This is a genomic window from Maribacter vaceletii (assembly GCF_003634105.1).
Lineage (GTDB): Bacteria > Bacteroidota > Bacteroidia > Flavobacteriales > Flavobacteriaceae > Maribacter_B > Maribacter_B vaceletii.
Genome location: NZ_RBIQ01000008.1, coordinates 216,394 through 232,219, shown reverse-complemented (window position 1 = coordinate 232,219; position 15,826 = coordinate 216,394). Strand labels below are relative to the sequence as shown.

The window sequence follows — 15,826 nt, the reverse complement described above, 5'->3', positions numbered from 1 at the left end:
GTAATGAAACCTATAAGTATTCGATTTTAAATACTTTGATCCAAATTTTAATTCCGCATATGAAAATGAAAAATTCTTTTTTGCATGTTGTAAGTGTTTGACATACATATTTTTACAATATATTATTACTACTTTTACTATATTGGTTATTTAACTAATTAAGACAGGTTTGGAATGTTGCAATTATTTAGTGAAAAGCTAACCTAAATGAACTTTAAAATGTTATTAATCGATAAATAGTAACATAATATCTATTGAAAAATAGACTCGTTTAATTATAGTGTATTTTTAGGGATTAGAATTTAAAATTATTCCATGAAGATTTTTAATTTTTTAAAAAGTAGAAAGAATATATTTTTACTAGGAATTATTTTTTCTGTAAAACTATGTCTATTGTCTTGTTCTAGTGATAGTGCATCCGAAGTAATAATAGATAAAGAACCAGAAGAAGAAACTGTGGTTATAAAAACCCAACCAATACCTTTTTCTGAACAACGAAATGGTAATGCAGAAGCCGGTAAAGAGTATTTATTATCTGGTAATTATATGAGTTCTGGAGTTCCGTATAATGCCTTTGTACAAGGGAATGGAGAAGACACAAGTAATGTATTAAATAGAACAGGAGACAATGCTGTAATTCCTTATGATTATACTGCAGTCACAGCTAGTAATGGGGTGCGTGTTGTTGCTCCTAATTGTTTAAATTGTCATTCTTCTAGAATAAATAACGAATACATAATTGGTTTGGGTAGTCATGATTCTGATTTTACGGTTAACCGAGCAATCCAAACACAAACATTAAATGTTGCCATTCCTTTTGTTTATGGAGCAGATAGTGAAGAATGGGAAGCCTATGACCAATTTAGAAAAAGTATTGAAGCCATAGCTCCTAAAACAATTACTAAAAGTAGAGGGGTAAATACCGCAAATAAAATTGCAGAAGTTTTGGTTTCTCATAGAGATAAAAATACGCTTGCTTGGTCTAATGAACCTTATGTAGAATTACCAGATGAAGTTATACCAACCGATGTTCCTGCTTGGTGGTTATTAAAAAAGAAAAACGCTATTTTCTATAACGCCATGGGAAGATTAGATTTTTGTAAATCTATGATTGGTGCAAGTATGCTTACTCTTACAGATGTTACTAAAGCAGCAGAGTTAGACGAAAATACGGTAGATGTTTTAGCATATATAGAAACTTTAGAAGCTCCAAAGTATCCCGAAGCTATAAATGAGCAATTAGCAACCACTGGAAAAGAATTATTTAATGGTACTTGCGCTACTTGTCATGGAACGTATGGAGAAAATGGTGCTTACCCTAACCTATTAGTAGCTTTAGAGAGTGTAGAAACGGACCCCGAATTATCTAACCACTATACTACCGTAACAGAGGAAAGTACTTATTTTTTTGATTGGTTTAATACTGGCTGGTTTGGTAGTACTACGGACCCTTTAATATTAACTCCTGAAGGTGGTTATATAGCTCCTCCTTTAGATGGAATTTGGGCTACAGCACCATATTTGCATAATGCCTCTGTGCCAACTTTAGAAGATATGCTACATAGTAAAGAAAGACCTAAGTTTTGGAAAAGGACTTTCAATACTAACGATTACGACTATGTGAAATTAGGGTGGAATTATACCGTAGAAAGTAGTCAAACAGATAAAAACACCTATGATACCACATTAAAAGGTTATGGTAATGGCGGACACCGATTTGGAGATAAATTCTCAGATGAGGAGCGTAAAGCTGTACTGGAGTATTTAAAAACTTTATAAAAAGAAAAGGCTTCGTAGTTACGAAGCCTTTTCTTTTTATATTACTATATTTTACTCGTTTAATAAAATATCTTCTGTAATTCCGTTTGGATAAATAACCGTAGCATTAGCGTCACATGTACCTTCTCCAAAATTAACTTTTACAAGTAATCCGTTTTTACTTAAACTCATTATACCTGCAGTAAAATGCTCACAAGCTAAGTTTCCTTCTAGAGTATTTTGCACTACTATAGCATACGTAGTTTCATCTACTTTTAGGGTCCAATCACCCTCTACAGTAAAAGTACTTGTTGCGTCTGTTGCACCAGTAGTTAAACGAACTGTTTTTGTTCCATTTTCAGAAACAACCGAACCATCAGCCATAACTATTGTAATAGCATTAAGAACCGTAAAAGAAACCTCAGATTGCATAGTTGATGAACTTACTGTAAAGCTTTTAGTTCCATCTATCTTAATATCTCCAACATAAAAAGCGTCATAGGTTGCTGTATACGTAATTATTTCATTTTCAACACTAAAAGTAATATCTACACTACCATTTACATTATCTGTTCCGTTTAAAACACAATTATTAAAAGTGGCAGTATATCCATTTTCATTAAAAACAATAGAATGACATTCCGATGTCTTGTTTGAAGTTCCTTGTTTTCCAGAAGTACCATTTTCGGCAAATAAATCAGTAATAATAGTGTCTGCTACATTAGAAACTCCTTCAGCAGCTAATACAGAAGTAATCTCTTCTTTTTCAATAGAATTGTCAGTACTACTATCTGTATCATCACTACAGCTATTAAATATAGATACTACTAAAGCAAGAGTAGCTATAATTTTTACATTTTTAAGTAATTTTTTCATTTTAAAATAAATTTAGGTTACGGGAGTCAAACGTACTTTTTTGGTTTTTAGTGTTTTATATTATTCATTTTCGATAACATTACTATCATAAAATCGTATACGATACGTTATCTTTGTATAATGGCACAAAAACTAGTATTAAGAGATCAGGTTAGAGAACATTTGCTTAAACAAATGGTGCTTGGTAATTTGCAAATAGGAAATACAATTAATTTAGCTGCATTAGCAAGAAAATTAAACGTTAGTGTTACCCCTATTAGAGAAGCATTAACACAATTACAACAAGCTAATATTATTAAAGCAATACCAAATAGAGGTTTTGTAATTGCAGCATTAAATGCCAAAGAAGCTAGTGATTTGTATGAATTAGTAGCCAATTTAGAAGTTTTGGCAATAGAGAATAGTGATTTTTCTGCCACAGCTATAGAAAGATTAAAAGAACAACAAATAGTATTTGAAAATGCACCAGATGCTATTTCTAGAATTAATGCCGATTTTGAGTTTCATAACTTACTTACTAAATATTATACAAATGATATAGCACTACAGGTTTTGACAGATTTAAAAACAAGAATCTTTTTCTATGAAAATGCGTTTATGAAAAACGAATTTTTTTACAATAGAACAGACAATCAGCATGAGGCTATTATAGCTGCTATTGAAGATGACAATATACCTACAGCATCTTTATTATTAAAGATGAATTGGATGTTGATATTAAATTATATATTAAAACAGCTTGGTGTAGAATAGAAGCAACTTAACTAGGAACTAGTTACTTTCAACTAAAAAAGTGTGTTTTTTATAGGTGATAGTATAAATTTCTGTTAATAAATCACAAAGTATTTGTAAATTGTTAGATAAAAACAACAAAAGAAAGTACTATTGTACTGTATTTAATTCGTTGTAAGAAAAAAAATGTAAGAATTACACAACAAAGTAATAATTACAACGTTTTTATAGAAATTTAAAATTTAGGCATTATGAAATATCTTTCTCCTGAAATAGAAGCTATTTTAAATAGCAAGAAAAAATCTGAAAAATCTTTAATTAAAGAAAACATTTCTTGTGGTATTTTTCAAGACTATGACATTACAGAAGATAACACAAATGAAGAACTAGTTAGTTAATAACAGTTCTCCAATATGTTTTAATCATTTGGTGTGTTTAGCATTTACATATTTATGCTATTTCTCCACTTACTCTTTTAGCAATTAAATTTGCTCTAAGCTCTACATACATAGCTTCTTTTATAGCATGGTCGCTTAAAAAGTTATTCATCATGGCGTAGCCATGAACAAAACTAGAGCAAAACTCATCTATATCACCACCTGCGCAGGTAGCTTCATATTCTTTAATTATATAATCCCAATCAAAAGTATAAGGCTTTGCTTCTACAACGCCATATAATATTTGATTAAGTCTTTTTAAGGTTTCTCCTAGTTTAGTGTTTATAACGCCTACTGCGCCTTTTACAAAGTTAAATTGTGTCCCGTTTGTGTACATAGCTAGCTTACTATATGTTTTTTTCTTTGGTTTGTAATGGTTTTTTATTAGTCTTGAGGGAATTTTTATGTTTGAGAAAGTGTTCTGATAGTATTTTTTTATTATTAAAAAAGAAGTTTATAGCTAAGAGTGAACTAATTGCTATAGTTAAAACTATTTTTATGTGTGGTTCATTTAAATCAGAGCTTCTAAAATCAAATAAAATTAGTATAATTTGATATAAACTAAGAGAGACAGGAACTAATAAAAAAGGACGATATAATTTATCTTTAGCATCAAAAAACCAACCAACATAGCCTAAATGAGCAAAAAGATGTATTAAAAAAGTGTATATAAAAACACGATAAGAAGAAAATCCTGCAATATAACCTTCAGAATTGGTTAAAAATTCTTCAATGCCCCAATCAGGAACCCAAGCAGGAAAGGCTCCTCCACGAATAGTAATAACATCATGAATATAAGGTAGCGATGACAATGCAATGATTGCCACCGCTTTAAAAAGTTCTTTAAGTATCTCTTTCTTCAATTTCATCCCTTGCAACACCATAGGTTTCATCAGTCTCTGCTGTAGATTCTTCTGTACAAGAATAATTTAAAGCAACTAAACAAAAACAGGCTGCTAGAAGATAAAGCTTTTTAGTAATCATAATATTATTTTTTAGGGGTTTGTAACCCTTAAATAACAATAGCACTACTAAAAAAATTGTACAAAAGCATCAGCTTTCGACGAACTACAACGTATTATAATTCTTACTAAAGGTATGCGTATTAAGATAATTGTGCAAACTTATAACCTCACAAAAACTGAGGTTTTTGTTTTTGTCTCTATAATCCCCTGACATACAGATGGTAATAAAACACAGGCAAGAGAACTATTTTTGTCTTTTTTGCGCAACTAATTGCAAATAACTTTCAAAAGTATCAATATCTAAAGTATTTAAAGTACTCTCACATTTTTGAACTTCTTGCTTTTCTTGTTCTAAAAGTTTTTTTGCACCAAAATCTTTATGCAACATTTCTAAGGTTATAAAGTATTTGTTACTAAATAAAGCAGGAACACCAAAACCATGTGCGTAGGTAGTAGCTACAATGCTAGAATTCTTAGCACCTCTTATCATCGCATTTATATATTCTGTAGAAATATAAGGTTGGTCCGCTAGTAAAATTAAAATGTTTTGGTATTTATTTTCTAATGCTCGTATTTGTTTTACACCAAATGCAATACTAGAGCCCAAACCATTTTTCCAATTTGGGTGTATCGTATACTTTACTTCTTGTTTTTTACACTCTAGACTCACTTTACTTGCATAAGCACCTAAAACCACTAAAATTTCTTGGGCATTAGATTCTCTGGCAACTTTTATCGTAGTACCAAGTAGTGTACTTTCTTTCCATGGTAGTAGTTGCTTTATTTTATTTTTCATCCTAGTAGATGCACCTGCTGCAAGAATAAGAATAGCTGTAGAGGGTTCTATACTCATTGGTGAATTCCTTTTACTTTATCTTTAAGCATTATAGGTTTTCTGTCTCTAACAACTGCCAAAATCTCTGCCATAATAGAGATAGCTATTTCTTGGGGTGTTTCTGCTCCTATATCCAAACCAGCTGGGCCATGAATGTTTTCCATAAAATCCAAATCTGCATCTGGTTTATATTCCATAAAATCATGCAATAACTTTTCTCTTCTTTTTAAAGGCCCTAAAGTACCAAGGTACATAGGAGAAGTAGTGCTTATAGTTAATAAGTATTTTAAATCTTTTGCATAACTATGTGTCATTAACATTACAGCTGTATGCGTATCTATATTTTCCGTACTAAGCATTTCTGGTTCTACAGCAATTAAATTCTTAGCTCCAGGGAAATCCAAAATATCTTTTTCCTCTAAAGGAGAAGTTATAATAGTTACATCCCAACCTAAGGCAGTAGCAAAAGAGCATAACTGTACCGCATCATGCTCTGCTCCTATTAATAGTAACTTATTACTAGGAGCCATTTCTTGTGTGAATTCTAAAAGAGAAGTAGTATTGATTTGTTTTCCTTGAATTGAAAAAGTCTTCTTATCTATAAAACATAAAGTTCCGTAGTTATTATCTACACCATCTTTCTTATTGTAATAAGAGCTTAGAGAAAAACCTTTTCTATTTTTTATTGTAGCGGCAAATACCTCTAAAAACTCTTGACTAGGTTTAAATGGTTCTATTAATATGTACAACACACCTTCACAGCCTAGTCTAAACCTACCATCATACGTCATAATTTTTGGGGTTCCAGAAGAAAAAACAGTTGCAGCCTGCCTTTTAATTTCTTTTTCTACACAACCACCACTAACAGCTCCTGTAAATTTGCCGTTTTCCCAAATTAGCATTTGTACACCAGGTCTTCTATAAGAAGAACCATCTAATGCAACAACAGTCGCTAATACCGTTTTATATCCTTCTTTATTAGCTTGGTTGTTACTTTCTACTATATTTTTAAATTCATGTATCATACTAGCTAGCAAAATAAACTTTTATAAAAGTAATAGAAGCAAATCAAAGTTTCTTTAACAATCTTTAACATATAATTTACGTGTATCTATACTTAATATCTAAAACCTACGTTCTGCTTGTTGAACTCAAAATTAATGAAAATGAAAAATGTTTTAAAAGCTATAAGTATATGTTTTGTACTTTTTATAGCTATTTCATGTGGAAATGCAGATGATGATGTGAATTTAAACTTAAACCTTGGAGATGGTTTAGGAAAGGGAAAACCTGTGGATGACTGTTTAGGTTTAGATGAAAGTGATTTGGTTTTATCTATTCAAGATGAATTTACTACGCTACCAGGCAAAGTTTCTATTTTCTTTAAAGTATCAGACACGGATGGAAAACCAGTTCCTGGTTTAACAGCAGATCAATTTACCATTTATGAACAAGGTAGAAATGATGCGTGCTTTAATACTATATCTACATCAGAGTCTTTTGCAAGAATTTCTCCAAACTCACAAATATTTAGCACAAGTACCATTTTGGTATTAGATTTAAGTAATAGTGTTCTTAGTAGTAGTTTAGAAGAATTAAAATTGGCAACCATTAGTTTTATAGACAATGTAATGCCTGCAACTACACAGGAATCTTTTAAAATGGCTATTTATTGGTTTGATGGGGAAGATAAATTGCACTTATTAAATGAATTAACTTCTAATAAGCAAGAGTTAACCGGATCAGTAGATGCTATTACGGATGACATAAGTAATGACCCCTCTACAGATTTATATGGCGCGGTTATAAAAGCAACCAATATTGCAGAAGATGTTTTAAAACAAAGCACTAAGAATAATACTATTGGAGCATCATCCGTAGTATTATTTACAGATGGTACGGATCAAGCATCTAGATATGAAAAAGATGCTGCTCTTAAAAAGGTAACCGATGCTAATGCTAATATTTCTTTTTTCTCTATTGGTTTAGGAGCGGAGATTGATACGGATGTTTTAACCGAAATTGGAAAAACTTCCAGTGTTTTTGCTAGCAATAAAGAAGAGTTAGAAAATACTTTTAATGATATTTCTTTTAAAGTATCTGAACAAGCAAATAGTTTTTATCTATTTGAATATTGTAGCCCTAAGAGAGATGGCAGTGGAGAAAACAATTTAGCCATACAGGTTAGAAACGGGAATAAGCAAGGAGCTGTGCAAACTAAGTTTAATGCATCTGGCTTTAAAGGAGGATGTAATTAAAGAAATACCGATTATATTATATAGTAAAAGGCTCTTTTTTAGAGCCTTTTTTTGGTTTTCATGAAAAAACTTATCAAAAAAAATATAAATTAAATTACTGTTTAACAGTTGCTTACAGTATAGGTTAGCAATAAACATCGATTAAAAACATCTTTATCCTAAAAAATACCGTAGATATGGAAACCTATTTTTTAAAAGAAGATGAAAAAATTATTAATTACAAGTACGTTATCTGTTGCATTATTAACTTCATGTGTTTCTAAAAAGAAATATGTTGCTTTAGAGAACGATTTATCTAGCACTAAAAGTGTTTTATCTAAAACACAAGTAGAAAAAGAAGAATTAGAGTCTAAAATGGCTAAAATTGAAGCTAGAGTTACAGAGTATAACAATAAAATTAGCTCTTTAAAAGAAATAAACGATAGCCAAATGACAAGTGTTGATGGTATTGCTGTTATGAGCAACAACACTAAAAAGAAAATGAGAGCTACGTTAAAAAATGTAGACCCAGCTAAATTGGCAGGTGCTAAGACTTTACAAGATTCTATGAACCTTGCAATTTCTTACAAATTAAAAAAATCTATTTCTGATGAAGAAGGTGATGTAGATGTAAATATTGACAAAACAGTAGTTATGATTAATATTTCTGATAAATTACTTTTTAACAGTGGTAGCTACAGAGTAAGTAGTAAAGCAAATACTGTTTTAGCAAAGTTAGCAGAAGTTATTAATTCTGAATCTAGTATGGAAGTTATGGTAGAAGGCCATACAGATGCTAGAAGCATTAATACTGCAATGTTCAAAGATAACTGGGATTTAAGTGTAAAAAGAGCAACTTCTGTAGTTCGTATACTTCAAAACAAGTACAATGTAGATCCTGCAAAATTAATTGCATCTGGTAGAAGTTCTTATTTACCTTTAGTAGAAAATGATACTAGAGATAATAGAGCTAAAAACAGAAGAACCAAAATTGTTATTCTTCCTAATTTAGATAAATTCTTTGCTTTATTAGATGCAGAGAATAATTTATAAAAAGTTTATATACTTTATTTCTAAGGGGAAGCAAATGCTTCCCCTTTATTTTTTAATACTATTGGTAGGGTTTTTATCTTATAAATTGTTATATTATAGAGAAGCCAAACAACTACAACTACCTACATCCTAAAAACAAAATAAAAAATTCTAAAATGAAAGATTATGGATGTACTAAACGATATTTTTGAAAAAACAGCATTAAGTCTTTTCCCTAATCTAGTACGAAGTATTATACTAGTAGTATTTACTGTAGTATTGCTACTTATTATTGGTATGTATACAGCGCTTCTTATTTATGGAATAGATAGCCCTATACGATTTAGTTACTAACTAATCATTATCTATAAATCATAGCATTTTTAAAAGCTCCCTCCCCATTTTCTAGATTAATTAAAAAACCATTAATTACAGCATATTTATTTTTACCATTTTTCTCTAGAAGAAAAGTAGGATTTACACCGGGTTGTAAAAATAACTTATCTGAAATTATAAATTTAGAACCTATAATATGTAAAGGGAATGGAGAAGAAAGCTGTTTGTATGGTATTTTAGAAATTCTAAGATGTGTATACCCTTCTTTTAAAAGAGAAATAAAATTTAAGTGAGATGCCTCTTTAATTGTAGCTATTTGTTTTGGATACACTTTTCCTTGTTTTAAAGTATATCCTGCTGCATTAAAAGTTTCATACCCATAATAGGTAGATAAATCTCCTTGATCTAGTATTCTACTACTATACCAAAAATCGGAGTAATCTTCTGTATTTACTTCTAAGCGATTTATGCCAACATCTATTTTATACGCTTTATTATTTAAAATGTACTTTGCTCCTTCTATTTTTAAATCGAATAGTTTTCTATCGTTTTCTGGAATTTTTTCATAATCCGTAATGTCTAAATTTTTAAAGTTTTGGGTAGCTATACTATATATGGCAGAAAGGATGGAGACATAGTTAAGCTTTCTAATTTCTTGCTTTTCTATATCATTATTATAACCCCCAGATTCTATTAAAATAGTACTTGTCCCCCATTTTTGAATGTTATCTCCAAAAGCTCTTGGTTCAAAATCATCATTATATTTGGCTACCTGTCCTGGAGCGTATTTTTGAATTATACTATTCATAAAAACAATAACCTTCATGGCATTTGCACGAACCTCATTTACATCTTTTTCATAATTATATGCTGGTGCTAAATAAGAGATGGTAGCTGGCTTTCTGGTTCTTTCTGCATTGTAATAAATGCTTTGGTCATGTAGATTAAATCCAAAATCTGCTTTAAGACTGTCCCTAACTCGTTTTAATGTTTTACCTTCTGGAGATTGCAATCGCAGCGCATCTCTATTAATATCTATTCCTAATAAATTTCTACGCTGGTACAATGCTGCTCCGTCTGGATTTAGCATTGGAAGAAAATGTAGTGTTAAATTAGTTAGAATAGCATCTTTTTCATCATTAAAATCAGGGCTTTCCAAAAATTTTAAAATATCAAAAATTGCTTGTGTTGCCGTTGGTTCATCGCCATGCATTTGGGACCATAAAAACACTTGTGTTTTCCCTGTTCCTAAACTTACTAAAGATAAATCTCTACCAGCAATAGATGTACCTACTTTGGAGACCGTAAAACCAGAAACGTTTTTATAATGTGTTAGTAATGGTTGTAGGTCTTCCTGTTTTATTCTTCGCTTTGCTAAAATTTTTTCTTTATAGGTTTCATATGTAGTATACAAAGAGGCTGTTATATCATTTTCTTGGCTAAAAGTTACAGCGGATAGTAAACTTAAAAGCAATGGTAGTATGTAATTTTTCATATAAAATTAAAAATTAGGGATTTCTTTAAACTCCAGATTTTGGGTAGCCTCACGTATGTTTTTCATAAAAAAAGTACCTGGATCTGTTTTTTTAGTTCGGTAATTGGCATTTTTTTCTAACCAGAGTGGAGTTCCTTCAAACTTAGTATATTCATAATGACCTATAAGAAAATCTATATCTGGATATTTCTCTTTTAAATAATGTATCAAATCTATATTTGCTTGTAACTGTTCCTTAGTTAATGGTAGTTCTTTACCACCACCAACATTTTCAATTCCAATGGCACAATGGTTTAAGCCAATTACATGCCTTGCCATGGTGGTTTCATGCATAAGTCTATAAATAGTTCCGTTACGGTCTACCATAAACTGTGAAGAAACATTAAGACCACTTACATTTTTAATATCTGGTCTCCAATTAGGAAGTTTAGAAGGTTCAAAAGCATTAAAAGATGCTTCTAAAGTAGAAAACACTGTCCAATGCAAAACTATTATTTTGGGGGTAATTTTAGGCTCTTTTTGTACTACCCCATATCTATTTTCTAAATATTCTAAAGTTAGTTTTTTTCTTTCTGCATCAAAAACTATTGGTTTATCTATGATTTTAATAGTGGACGAACATGAAAAAAGAAAAAAACAATAAATAAAAATAAGCCGCCTCATTACTGTTTTGATTTAGTATTTAAAGAATCTTTTTTAACACGATAGTAAATTTTCTTTTTCCTTTTTCCCCACTCTTTAGCCTTTACAACATCTACTCCCATATAAATATCAATTCTGTTACGCCATTTTTTATTCATTTTATCATTTACAATATAAACGCCCTCTAAACCTTCTATCTTTATTTGTGTGTTATGTGTAATGCCTAGCGAAATTAAGTTTCTAGAAACTGCAACACATTTCATTCCAGGTACTAAAGTATCTCCCCATGCTGTAATATTAGGCGTACTAGAGGTTTGCGATGCTAAAGAATTATATGCGGTAGCAGTAACCTCAAAAGGCTTCCATATATATTCCTCTTTATTAGGTGCTTTTTTACAACTAATTACTAAGAAGATGAAAATACTTAAACCTGTTATTTTAGAATAAAAAGACATATTAGAAGATGCTTATTAGTATCATTTCTTTTTTTAAATTTACGATAATAACTAAAACTACACTTTTGAAAATAATAAAGAGAATTTTACTCGCCTTAATTATCATAATTGGAATTGCTATATATGTAAATTACCCAAAACTGAATATAATATCTGGGTATGCCTCTAAAAATTTAACCTCTAACGCTCTTATTTCTAAGCGTTCTGTAGCTTCCATAACGGCTAATGATAACAATATGCCATTGATAAAAATGGCAGATGTTACTTTTAATGAAAAGGATAAAATTGGTTCAGCTACTGTTTTTGGACTAATGGAACGCAAAACTGTTTACAGAGAAGGTTTGGGTTGTGTTTTAGTAAATGATAGTTTTGATGCTTCTAAAATGACATTAAAACCGGAAAGAAATAAAGTAATAGATACGCTACTCTATCCTTTTGGACATAATGAACCTCTAGATACTATTTTTACCTCTGTAGATTATAAACAATTAAACAAAGCGGTAGATTTTGCTTTTAGCAATCCAGAGGTTCATAAAACAAGAACCGTTCTTGTGCTACACCAAAATAGGATTATAGCAGAAAAATATGCAGATGGTTTTTCTAAAGAAACGCCAATATTAGGTTGGTCTATGACCAAAAGTATTATAGCTACATTATATGGTACATTAGAACATGAAGGTAAGATAAATATAAACTCTTCTACTTCTATTCCAGAATGGCAAAATGATGAACGCAAAAATATTACTATTAACCACTTACTACGTATGCAAAGTGGTTTAGAATGGGAAGAAGATTATACTAAAATATCTGATGTTATTAAGATGTTGTACTTAGATGCTGATATGACACAAGCCCAAAGAGATAAAAAAGCAATAGCAAAGCCAACAGAAATATGGAATTACTCTTCAGGAACCAGCAACCTACTTTCTGGTATTCTTAGAGACCAATTCTCTTCAAGACAAGAATATTTAGATTACCCGTATAAAGCTTTAATAGATAAAATTGGAATGAACTCCATGCTTTTAGAAGCAGATATGGAAGGTAATTATGTAGGTTCATCCTATGGTTGGGCAACAACCAGAGATTGGGGTAAGTTTGGAACGTTATATTTAAATAATGGAAATTGGAATGGAAAACAACTATTCTCTAAAGATTGGGTAAAGTATATAACAAAACCAACTAAAAATTCTGACGGTGTCTATGGGGCTCATTTTTGGTTAAATGCTGGGGGTAAATTCCCTGATGTTCCAAAAGACATGTATTCTGCAAATGGTTTTCAAGGGCAGCGAGTATTTATTATACCTTCTAAAAATTTAGTTGTAGTTCGCACTGGTTTAGAGCAGGACCCTATCTTTGATATTAATACATTTTTAAGTGGAATAGCAAAAAGTATAGATTAAGATTCCTACAATAAAATCTTACCTGTTACGTAAGTTGCTAACAACAATTTTTAAGAAGATAACCACAAGTTTCTCTTGTGTGGCAACATAACTTTTTAGAATAACTAAATGAGAAATATATTTACCATGTAATTAAAAAACAAAGAGTAAATTTTTTCATTTTCATATAGTGTTCTCGTAAAAGAGCCTTGTCTTAATTGACAAGGCTCTTTTTAGTTTTAATAGATATGATTTTGAGATGGCACTATTGTTCTTTTATCTCTTTTATCAATTCTAATGGCTTTTTATGTTTTCGGCCTGTAACTTTTTCAAAATCGGACGGAATGTTATTTACACCATTCTTTATTCCTTCATAAATACCTGTAATAACAGAGCCTAAAAATTCTCCCAATTCTTCTTTTCTTTCTTTAGCATATGCTTCTACAGAAACTGAATTAAAAATAAGATTTGTATCAAAGGCTTGGTTTATGTATTCCGCTAATTGGTTTTGTGTAATTGGTTCCCCAACAAGATTATATACTTGTCCGTTTAAATTTTCATTTAGTAACATTTTGGTATACGCATACCCTAGTTCTATTCTACTAGTATATGTGCATTTGCCATCTGCCGCACAGTTTCTAATTTCACCTTCTTTTATATACGTTTCTATATATTCAACGTCTGGCTCAATATAAATCCCGTTTCTACCAATAATCCAATTTAATCCAGAGTTTTGAACATCTTTTTCTGTTTGCCTGTTACTTTGAACAACAGGACTAAAGGCATTTTCATTTTTATCACCAACAATACTTGTATAGACTATTTTTTTTACCCCATTGTTTTTTGCAGCCTCAATGACATTTCTATGCTGTTCAATTCTTTTTTGAGGTTCATCCATTCCAGAAACAAGTAATACGGTATCAATACCTTTTAAAGCAGTATTAAAATCCTCACGAAGATTATAATCTCCTTTTCTAACTTCAACTCCTAATTGTTTTGCTTTTTCTACCGTTCTGGCAATACCAATAACATTTTCTTTTCCAATTTCTGCAATTAAATGTTTTACTATAGATGCACCTAATTTTCCACTTGCGGATGTAACTGCTATTTTCATGTTATTTGAATTATTGTTTTGCTACATTTCTTTTTTTACGAAATGCTAATATTTTTTCTTTCACTTTTGGGGTTCTAATTATAAAACCAACACCTACAATTATGGCATATATAACCCATGTTTTTTCTAAAATGGCCACATGTAATAGGCTCAAAAAAATAGCGACATAGGCCAAACTTTGCAATTTTTTCCATGTAGTTTTTAACCATTTCATTGATTTTCGATTAGAGGTAAGCAACAATGGAATTAAAATTAATACTGCTATAAAACCTGCAACATAGTTTACTTGGGTAAATGTTTCTAAAAGACCTTCTGCCAAAATAAAAATGATAAAGTGTAGTAAACTCCAAATTGCTGTTGCAATACCCATTGCTTGTCTGACATATAAATTAGTTACTCCAAAAAGAATAAAAAAGGGTGTGCATGTTAGTACCGCTGTCATCCATCTTATAGCAAATTCTCCAGATACATGATATAACATTTCAAGAGTGGTTCTCCCCTCTCCAGTGGCATTTTCTACTAAAGTAATAGCTAATCCGTTAAAAAAGCTAACACTAATCATATTTGATAAAATGAATAAAGGAAAACTAGCTAAAATAGTTACTAAAACCCAACCATAATTTCTTTTTATAAATGCCATTCTATTTTGCTAATTTTAATTCTTCTAGCTCTTTTTCTAAGGCTTCTGCTTTGTCTTTAAATATTTGCATTGCTTTTTTTAGTTGTCCTACCTTTTTTAGAACTTCTTTGTCTTGGAGTGCTTCATAGATAATAACTCCTTCTTTTTCTTTTATTTTGGATTTGCCGCCACAAGTGGGGCATGCTGCTACTTGACTCATATAATTTATTTTTTTACATGAATTAATACCACTTTACCATCAAATTTTGATTGTAATTGGTAGTTATTATTTTTGCTTATCGATTTTAAAAATTCTTGGGAATCTGCCATATCTGCATTATCCACATACACTATTGTGTTTTCATGAAAATTTGGCTCCAACATTTTAAATAAAGGTAAATACAAATCTTTCCAGCCATCTAACAATAGTAAGTCTATAGGTTTGTTGTAGCTTTTTAGTGTTTCTAAAGCATTACCCTCTCTAACTTCAATTAGGTTATCTACACCAGCCTTTTTAAAGTTTTCTTTAGCTTTTTTTGCTTTAGATTCTATTAATTCTGTAGTTATAATGCTACCTTTTGTTTGTATAGCACCTTCTGCTAAAAAGAGTGTAGAAATACCAAAAGAAGTGCCAAATTCTACAATATTTTTTAAGTTATTTTTCTTTATTAAGGAAACTAATTCTTCTCCTTGGTGTTTAGAGATAGAAAGGTATACCTCTTTAAAATCTATAGGTTTCATGGCTCTAAAAGGATTTTTAGCAAAGCTTTTCATCATTCTTAAACGATCATTCTTTGCATCTTTAAAAAGTTCATTCAAAACCTCATTTATATTTTCATCTTGTATAATATGCATCAATTTATTTTTTTGAATAGATGTTTATGTGTAAATTTTGTCTCATACATAATAGATTT

At 30.6% G+C, this 15,826-nt stretch carries 20 protein-coding genes; 7 read left to right on the top strand and 13 right to left on the bottom strand.

The window, feature by feature from the left end:
- Window positions 1-315 precede the first annotated feature (315 nt).
- Complete coding sequence (locus CLV91_RS08560) at window positions 316-1,779, top strand: c-type cytochrome (RefSeq protein WP_121066428.1); 1,464 nt, start codon at window positions 316-318, stop codon at window positions 1,777-1,779.
- A 51-nt stretch (window positions 1,780-1,830) separates the two neighbouring features.
- On the opposite strand, the gene CLV91_RS08555 is transcribed toward CLV91_RS08560, so the two are convergent.
- Window positions 1,831-2,634 (bottom strand): hypothetical protein, encoded by an 804-nt coding sequence (locus CLV91_RS08555; RefSeq protein WP_121066425.1) that lies wholly within the window; start codon window positions 2,632-2,634, stop codon window positions 1,831-1,833.
- Between the two features lie 120 nt (window positions 2,635-2,754).
- Here CLV91_RS08555 and CLV91_RS08550 point away from each other — a divergent pair, with 120 nt between their 5' ends.
- Complete coding sequence (locus tag CLV91_RS08550; protein ID WP_121066422.1) at window positions 2,755-3,387, top strand: GntR family transcriptional regulator; 633 nt, start codon at window positions 2,755-2,757, stop codon at window positions 3,385-3,387.
- 230 nt (window positions 3,388-3,617) lie between these two features.
- A complete protein-coding gene (locus tag CLV91_RS16855; RefSeq protein WP_170146727.1) occupies window positions 3,618-3,764 on the top strand; it encodes a hypothetical protein in 147 nt (48 codons plus the stop codon).
- Window positions 3,765-3,816: 52 nt separating this feature from the next.
- Here the strand turns inward: CLV91_RS16855 and CLV91_RS08545 are convergent, their stop codons facing one another.
- From CLV91_RS08545 to CLV91_RS08530, 5 genes are all read right to left on the bottom strand, one after another.
- On the bottom strand, window positions 3,817-4,140 hold the full coding sequence (locus tag CLV91_RS08545; RefSeq protein ID WP_121066419.1) for a hypothetical protein: 324 nt from the start codon (window positions 4,138-4,140) through the stop codon (window positions 3,817-3,819).
- Window positions 4,141-4,150: 10 nt separating this feature from the next.
- On the bottom strand, window positions 4,151-4,666 hold the full coding sequence (locus CLV91_RS08540; RefSeq protein WP_211333204.1) for a hypothetical protein: 516 nt from the start codon (window positions 4,664-4,666) through the stop codon (window positions 4,151-4,153).
- A complete protein-coding gene (locus CLV91_RS16850) occupies window positions 4,647-4,787 on the bottom strand; it encodes a hypothetical protein (RefSeq protein ID WP_170146726.1) in 141 nt (46 codons plus the stop codon). The genes CLV91_RS08540 and CLV91_RS16850 overlap by 20 nt, the downstream gene beginning before the upstream one ends.
- 225 nt (window positions 4,788-5,012) lie before the next feature.
- On the bottom strand, window positions 5,013-5,621 hold the full coding sequence (locus CLV91_RS08535) for a nucleotidyltransferase family protein (RefSeq protein ID WP_121066413.1): 609 nt from the start codon (window positions 5,619-5,621) through the stop codon (window positions 5,013-5,015).
- Window positions 5,618-6,628, bottom strand: a complete 1,011-nt coding sequence (locus CLV91_RS08530) for an XdhC family protein (RefSeq protein ID WP_121066410.1) — start codon at window positions 6,626-6,628, stop codon at window positions 5,618-5,620. Before CLV91_RS08530 ends, CLV91_RS08535 begins: the two co-directional genes overlap by 4 nt.
- A 141-nt stretch (window positions 6,629-6,769) precedes the next feature.
- Here CLV91_RS08530 and CLV91_RS08525 point away from each other — a divergent pair, with 141 nt between their 5' ends.
- The 3 genes from CLV91_RS08525 (at window position 6,770) to CLV91_RS16845 (ending at window position 9,226) form a co-directional block, all read left to right on the top strand.
- Window positions 6,770-7,861 carry a vWA domain-containing protein gene (locus CLV91_RS08525; RefSeq protein ID WP_121066407.1) on the top strand — a complete coding sequence of 364 codons (1,092 nt, stop codon included), beginning with the start codon at window positions 6,770-6,772 and terminating at the stop codon, window positions 7,859-7,861.
- 201 nt (window positions 7,862-8,062) lie between these two features.
- On the top strand, window positions 8,063-8,893 hold the full coding sequence (locus CLV91_RS08520) for an OmpA/MotB family protein (protein WP_121066404.1): 831 nt from the start codon (window positions 8,063-8,065) through the stop codon (window positions 8,891-8,893).
- 165 nt (window positions 8,894-9,058) lie between these two features.
- Window positions 9,059-9,226, top strand: coding sequence for a hypothetical protein (locus CLV91_RS16845; protein ID WP_170146725.1), 168 nt, complete (start codon window positions 9,059-9,061; stop codon window positions 9,224-9,226).
- A 7-nt stretch (window positions 9,227-9,233) separates the two neighbouring features.
- Here the strand turns inward: CLV91_RS16845 and CLV91_RS08515 are convergent, their stop codons facing one another.
- From CLV91_RS08515 to CLV91_RS08505, 3 genes are read right to left on the bottom strand one after another with little or no spacing between them, the layout of a single operon-like run.
- Entirely contained in the window at window positions 9,234-10,703 is a 1,470-nt protein-coding gene (locus CLV91_RS08515; RefSeq protein WP_121066401.1) for a M14 family metallopeptidase, read from the bottom strand.
- A gap of 6 nt (window positions 10,704-10,709) precedes the next feature.
- Window positions 10,710-11,366, bottom strand: a complete 657-nt coding sequence (locus tag CLV91_RS08510) for a peptidoglycan recognition protein family protein (RefSeq protein WP_121066398.1) — start codon at window positions 11,364-11,366, stop codon at window positions 10,710-10,712.
- Window positions 11,366-11,800 (bottom strand): 3D domain-containing protein, encoded by a 435-nt coding sequence (locus tag CLV91_RS08505; protein ID WP_121066395.1) that lies wholly within the window; start codon window positions 11,798-11,800, stop codon window positions 11,366-11,368. Before CLV91_RS08505 ends, CLV91_RS08510 begins: the two co-directional genes overlap by 1 nt.
- Window positions 11,801-11,865: 65 nt before the next feature.
- Between CLV91_RS08505 and CLV91_RS08500 the strand changes: the two genes are divergently transcribed.
- Window positions 11,866-13,200 (top strand): serine hydrolase domain-containing protein, encoded by a 1,335-nt coding sequence (locus tag CLV91_RS08500; protein WP_245987162.1) that lies wholly within the window; start codon window positions 11,866-11,868, stop codon window positions 13,198-13,200.
- Window positions 13,201-13,444: 244 nt separating this feature from the next.
- On the opposite strand, the gene CLV91_RS08495 is transcribed toward CLV91_RS08500, so the two are convergent.
- From CLV91_RS08495 to CLV91_RS08480, 4 genes are read right to left on the bottom strand one after another with little or no spacing between them, the layout of a single operon-like run.
- On the bottom strand, window positions 13,445-14,293 hold the full coding sequence (locus CLV91_RS08495) for an SDR family oxidoreductase (RefSeq protein ID WP_121066389.1): 849 nt from the start codon (window positions 14,291-14,293) through the stop codon (window positions 13,445-13,447).
- Window positions 14,294-14,303: 10 nt separating this feature from the next.
- The gene (locus CLV91_RS08490; protein ID WP_121066386.1) at window positions 14,304-14,933 is read right to left on the bottom strand and encodes a ferric reductase; all 630 of its coding nucleotides are present in this window, start codon (window positions 14,931-14,933) and stop codon (window positions 14,304-14,306) included.
- Between the two features lies 1 nt (window position 14,934).
- Complete coding sequence (locus CLV91_RS08485) at window positions 14,935-15,132, bottom strand: hypothetical protein (RefSeq protein ID WP_121066383.1); 198 nt, start codon at window positions 15,130-15,132, stop codon at window positions 14,935-14,937.
- A gap of 5 nt (window positions 15,133-15,137) precedes the next feature.
- The gene (locus CLV91_RS08480; protein WP_121066380.1) at window positions 15,138-15,767 is read right to left on the bottom strand and encodes an O-methyltransferase; all 630 of its coding nucleotides are present in this window, start codon (window positions 15,765-15,767) and stop codon (window positions 15,138-15,140) included.
- Window positions 15,768-15,826: the final 59 nt, after the last annotated feature.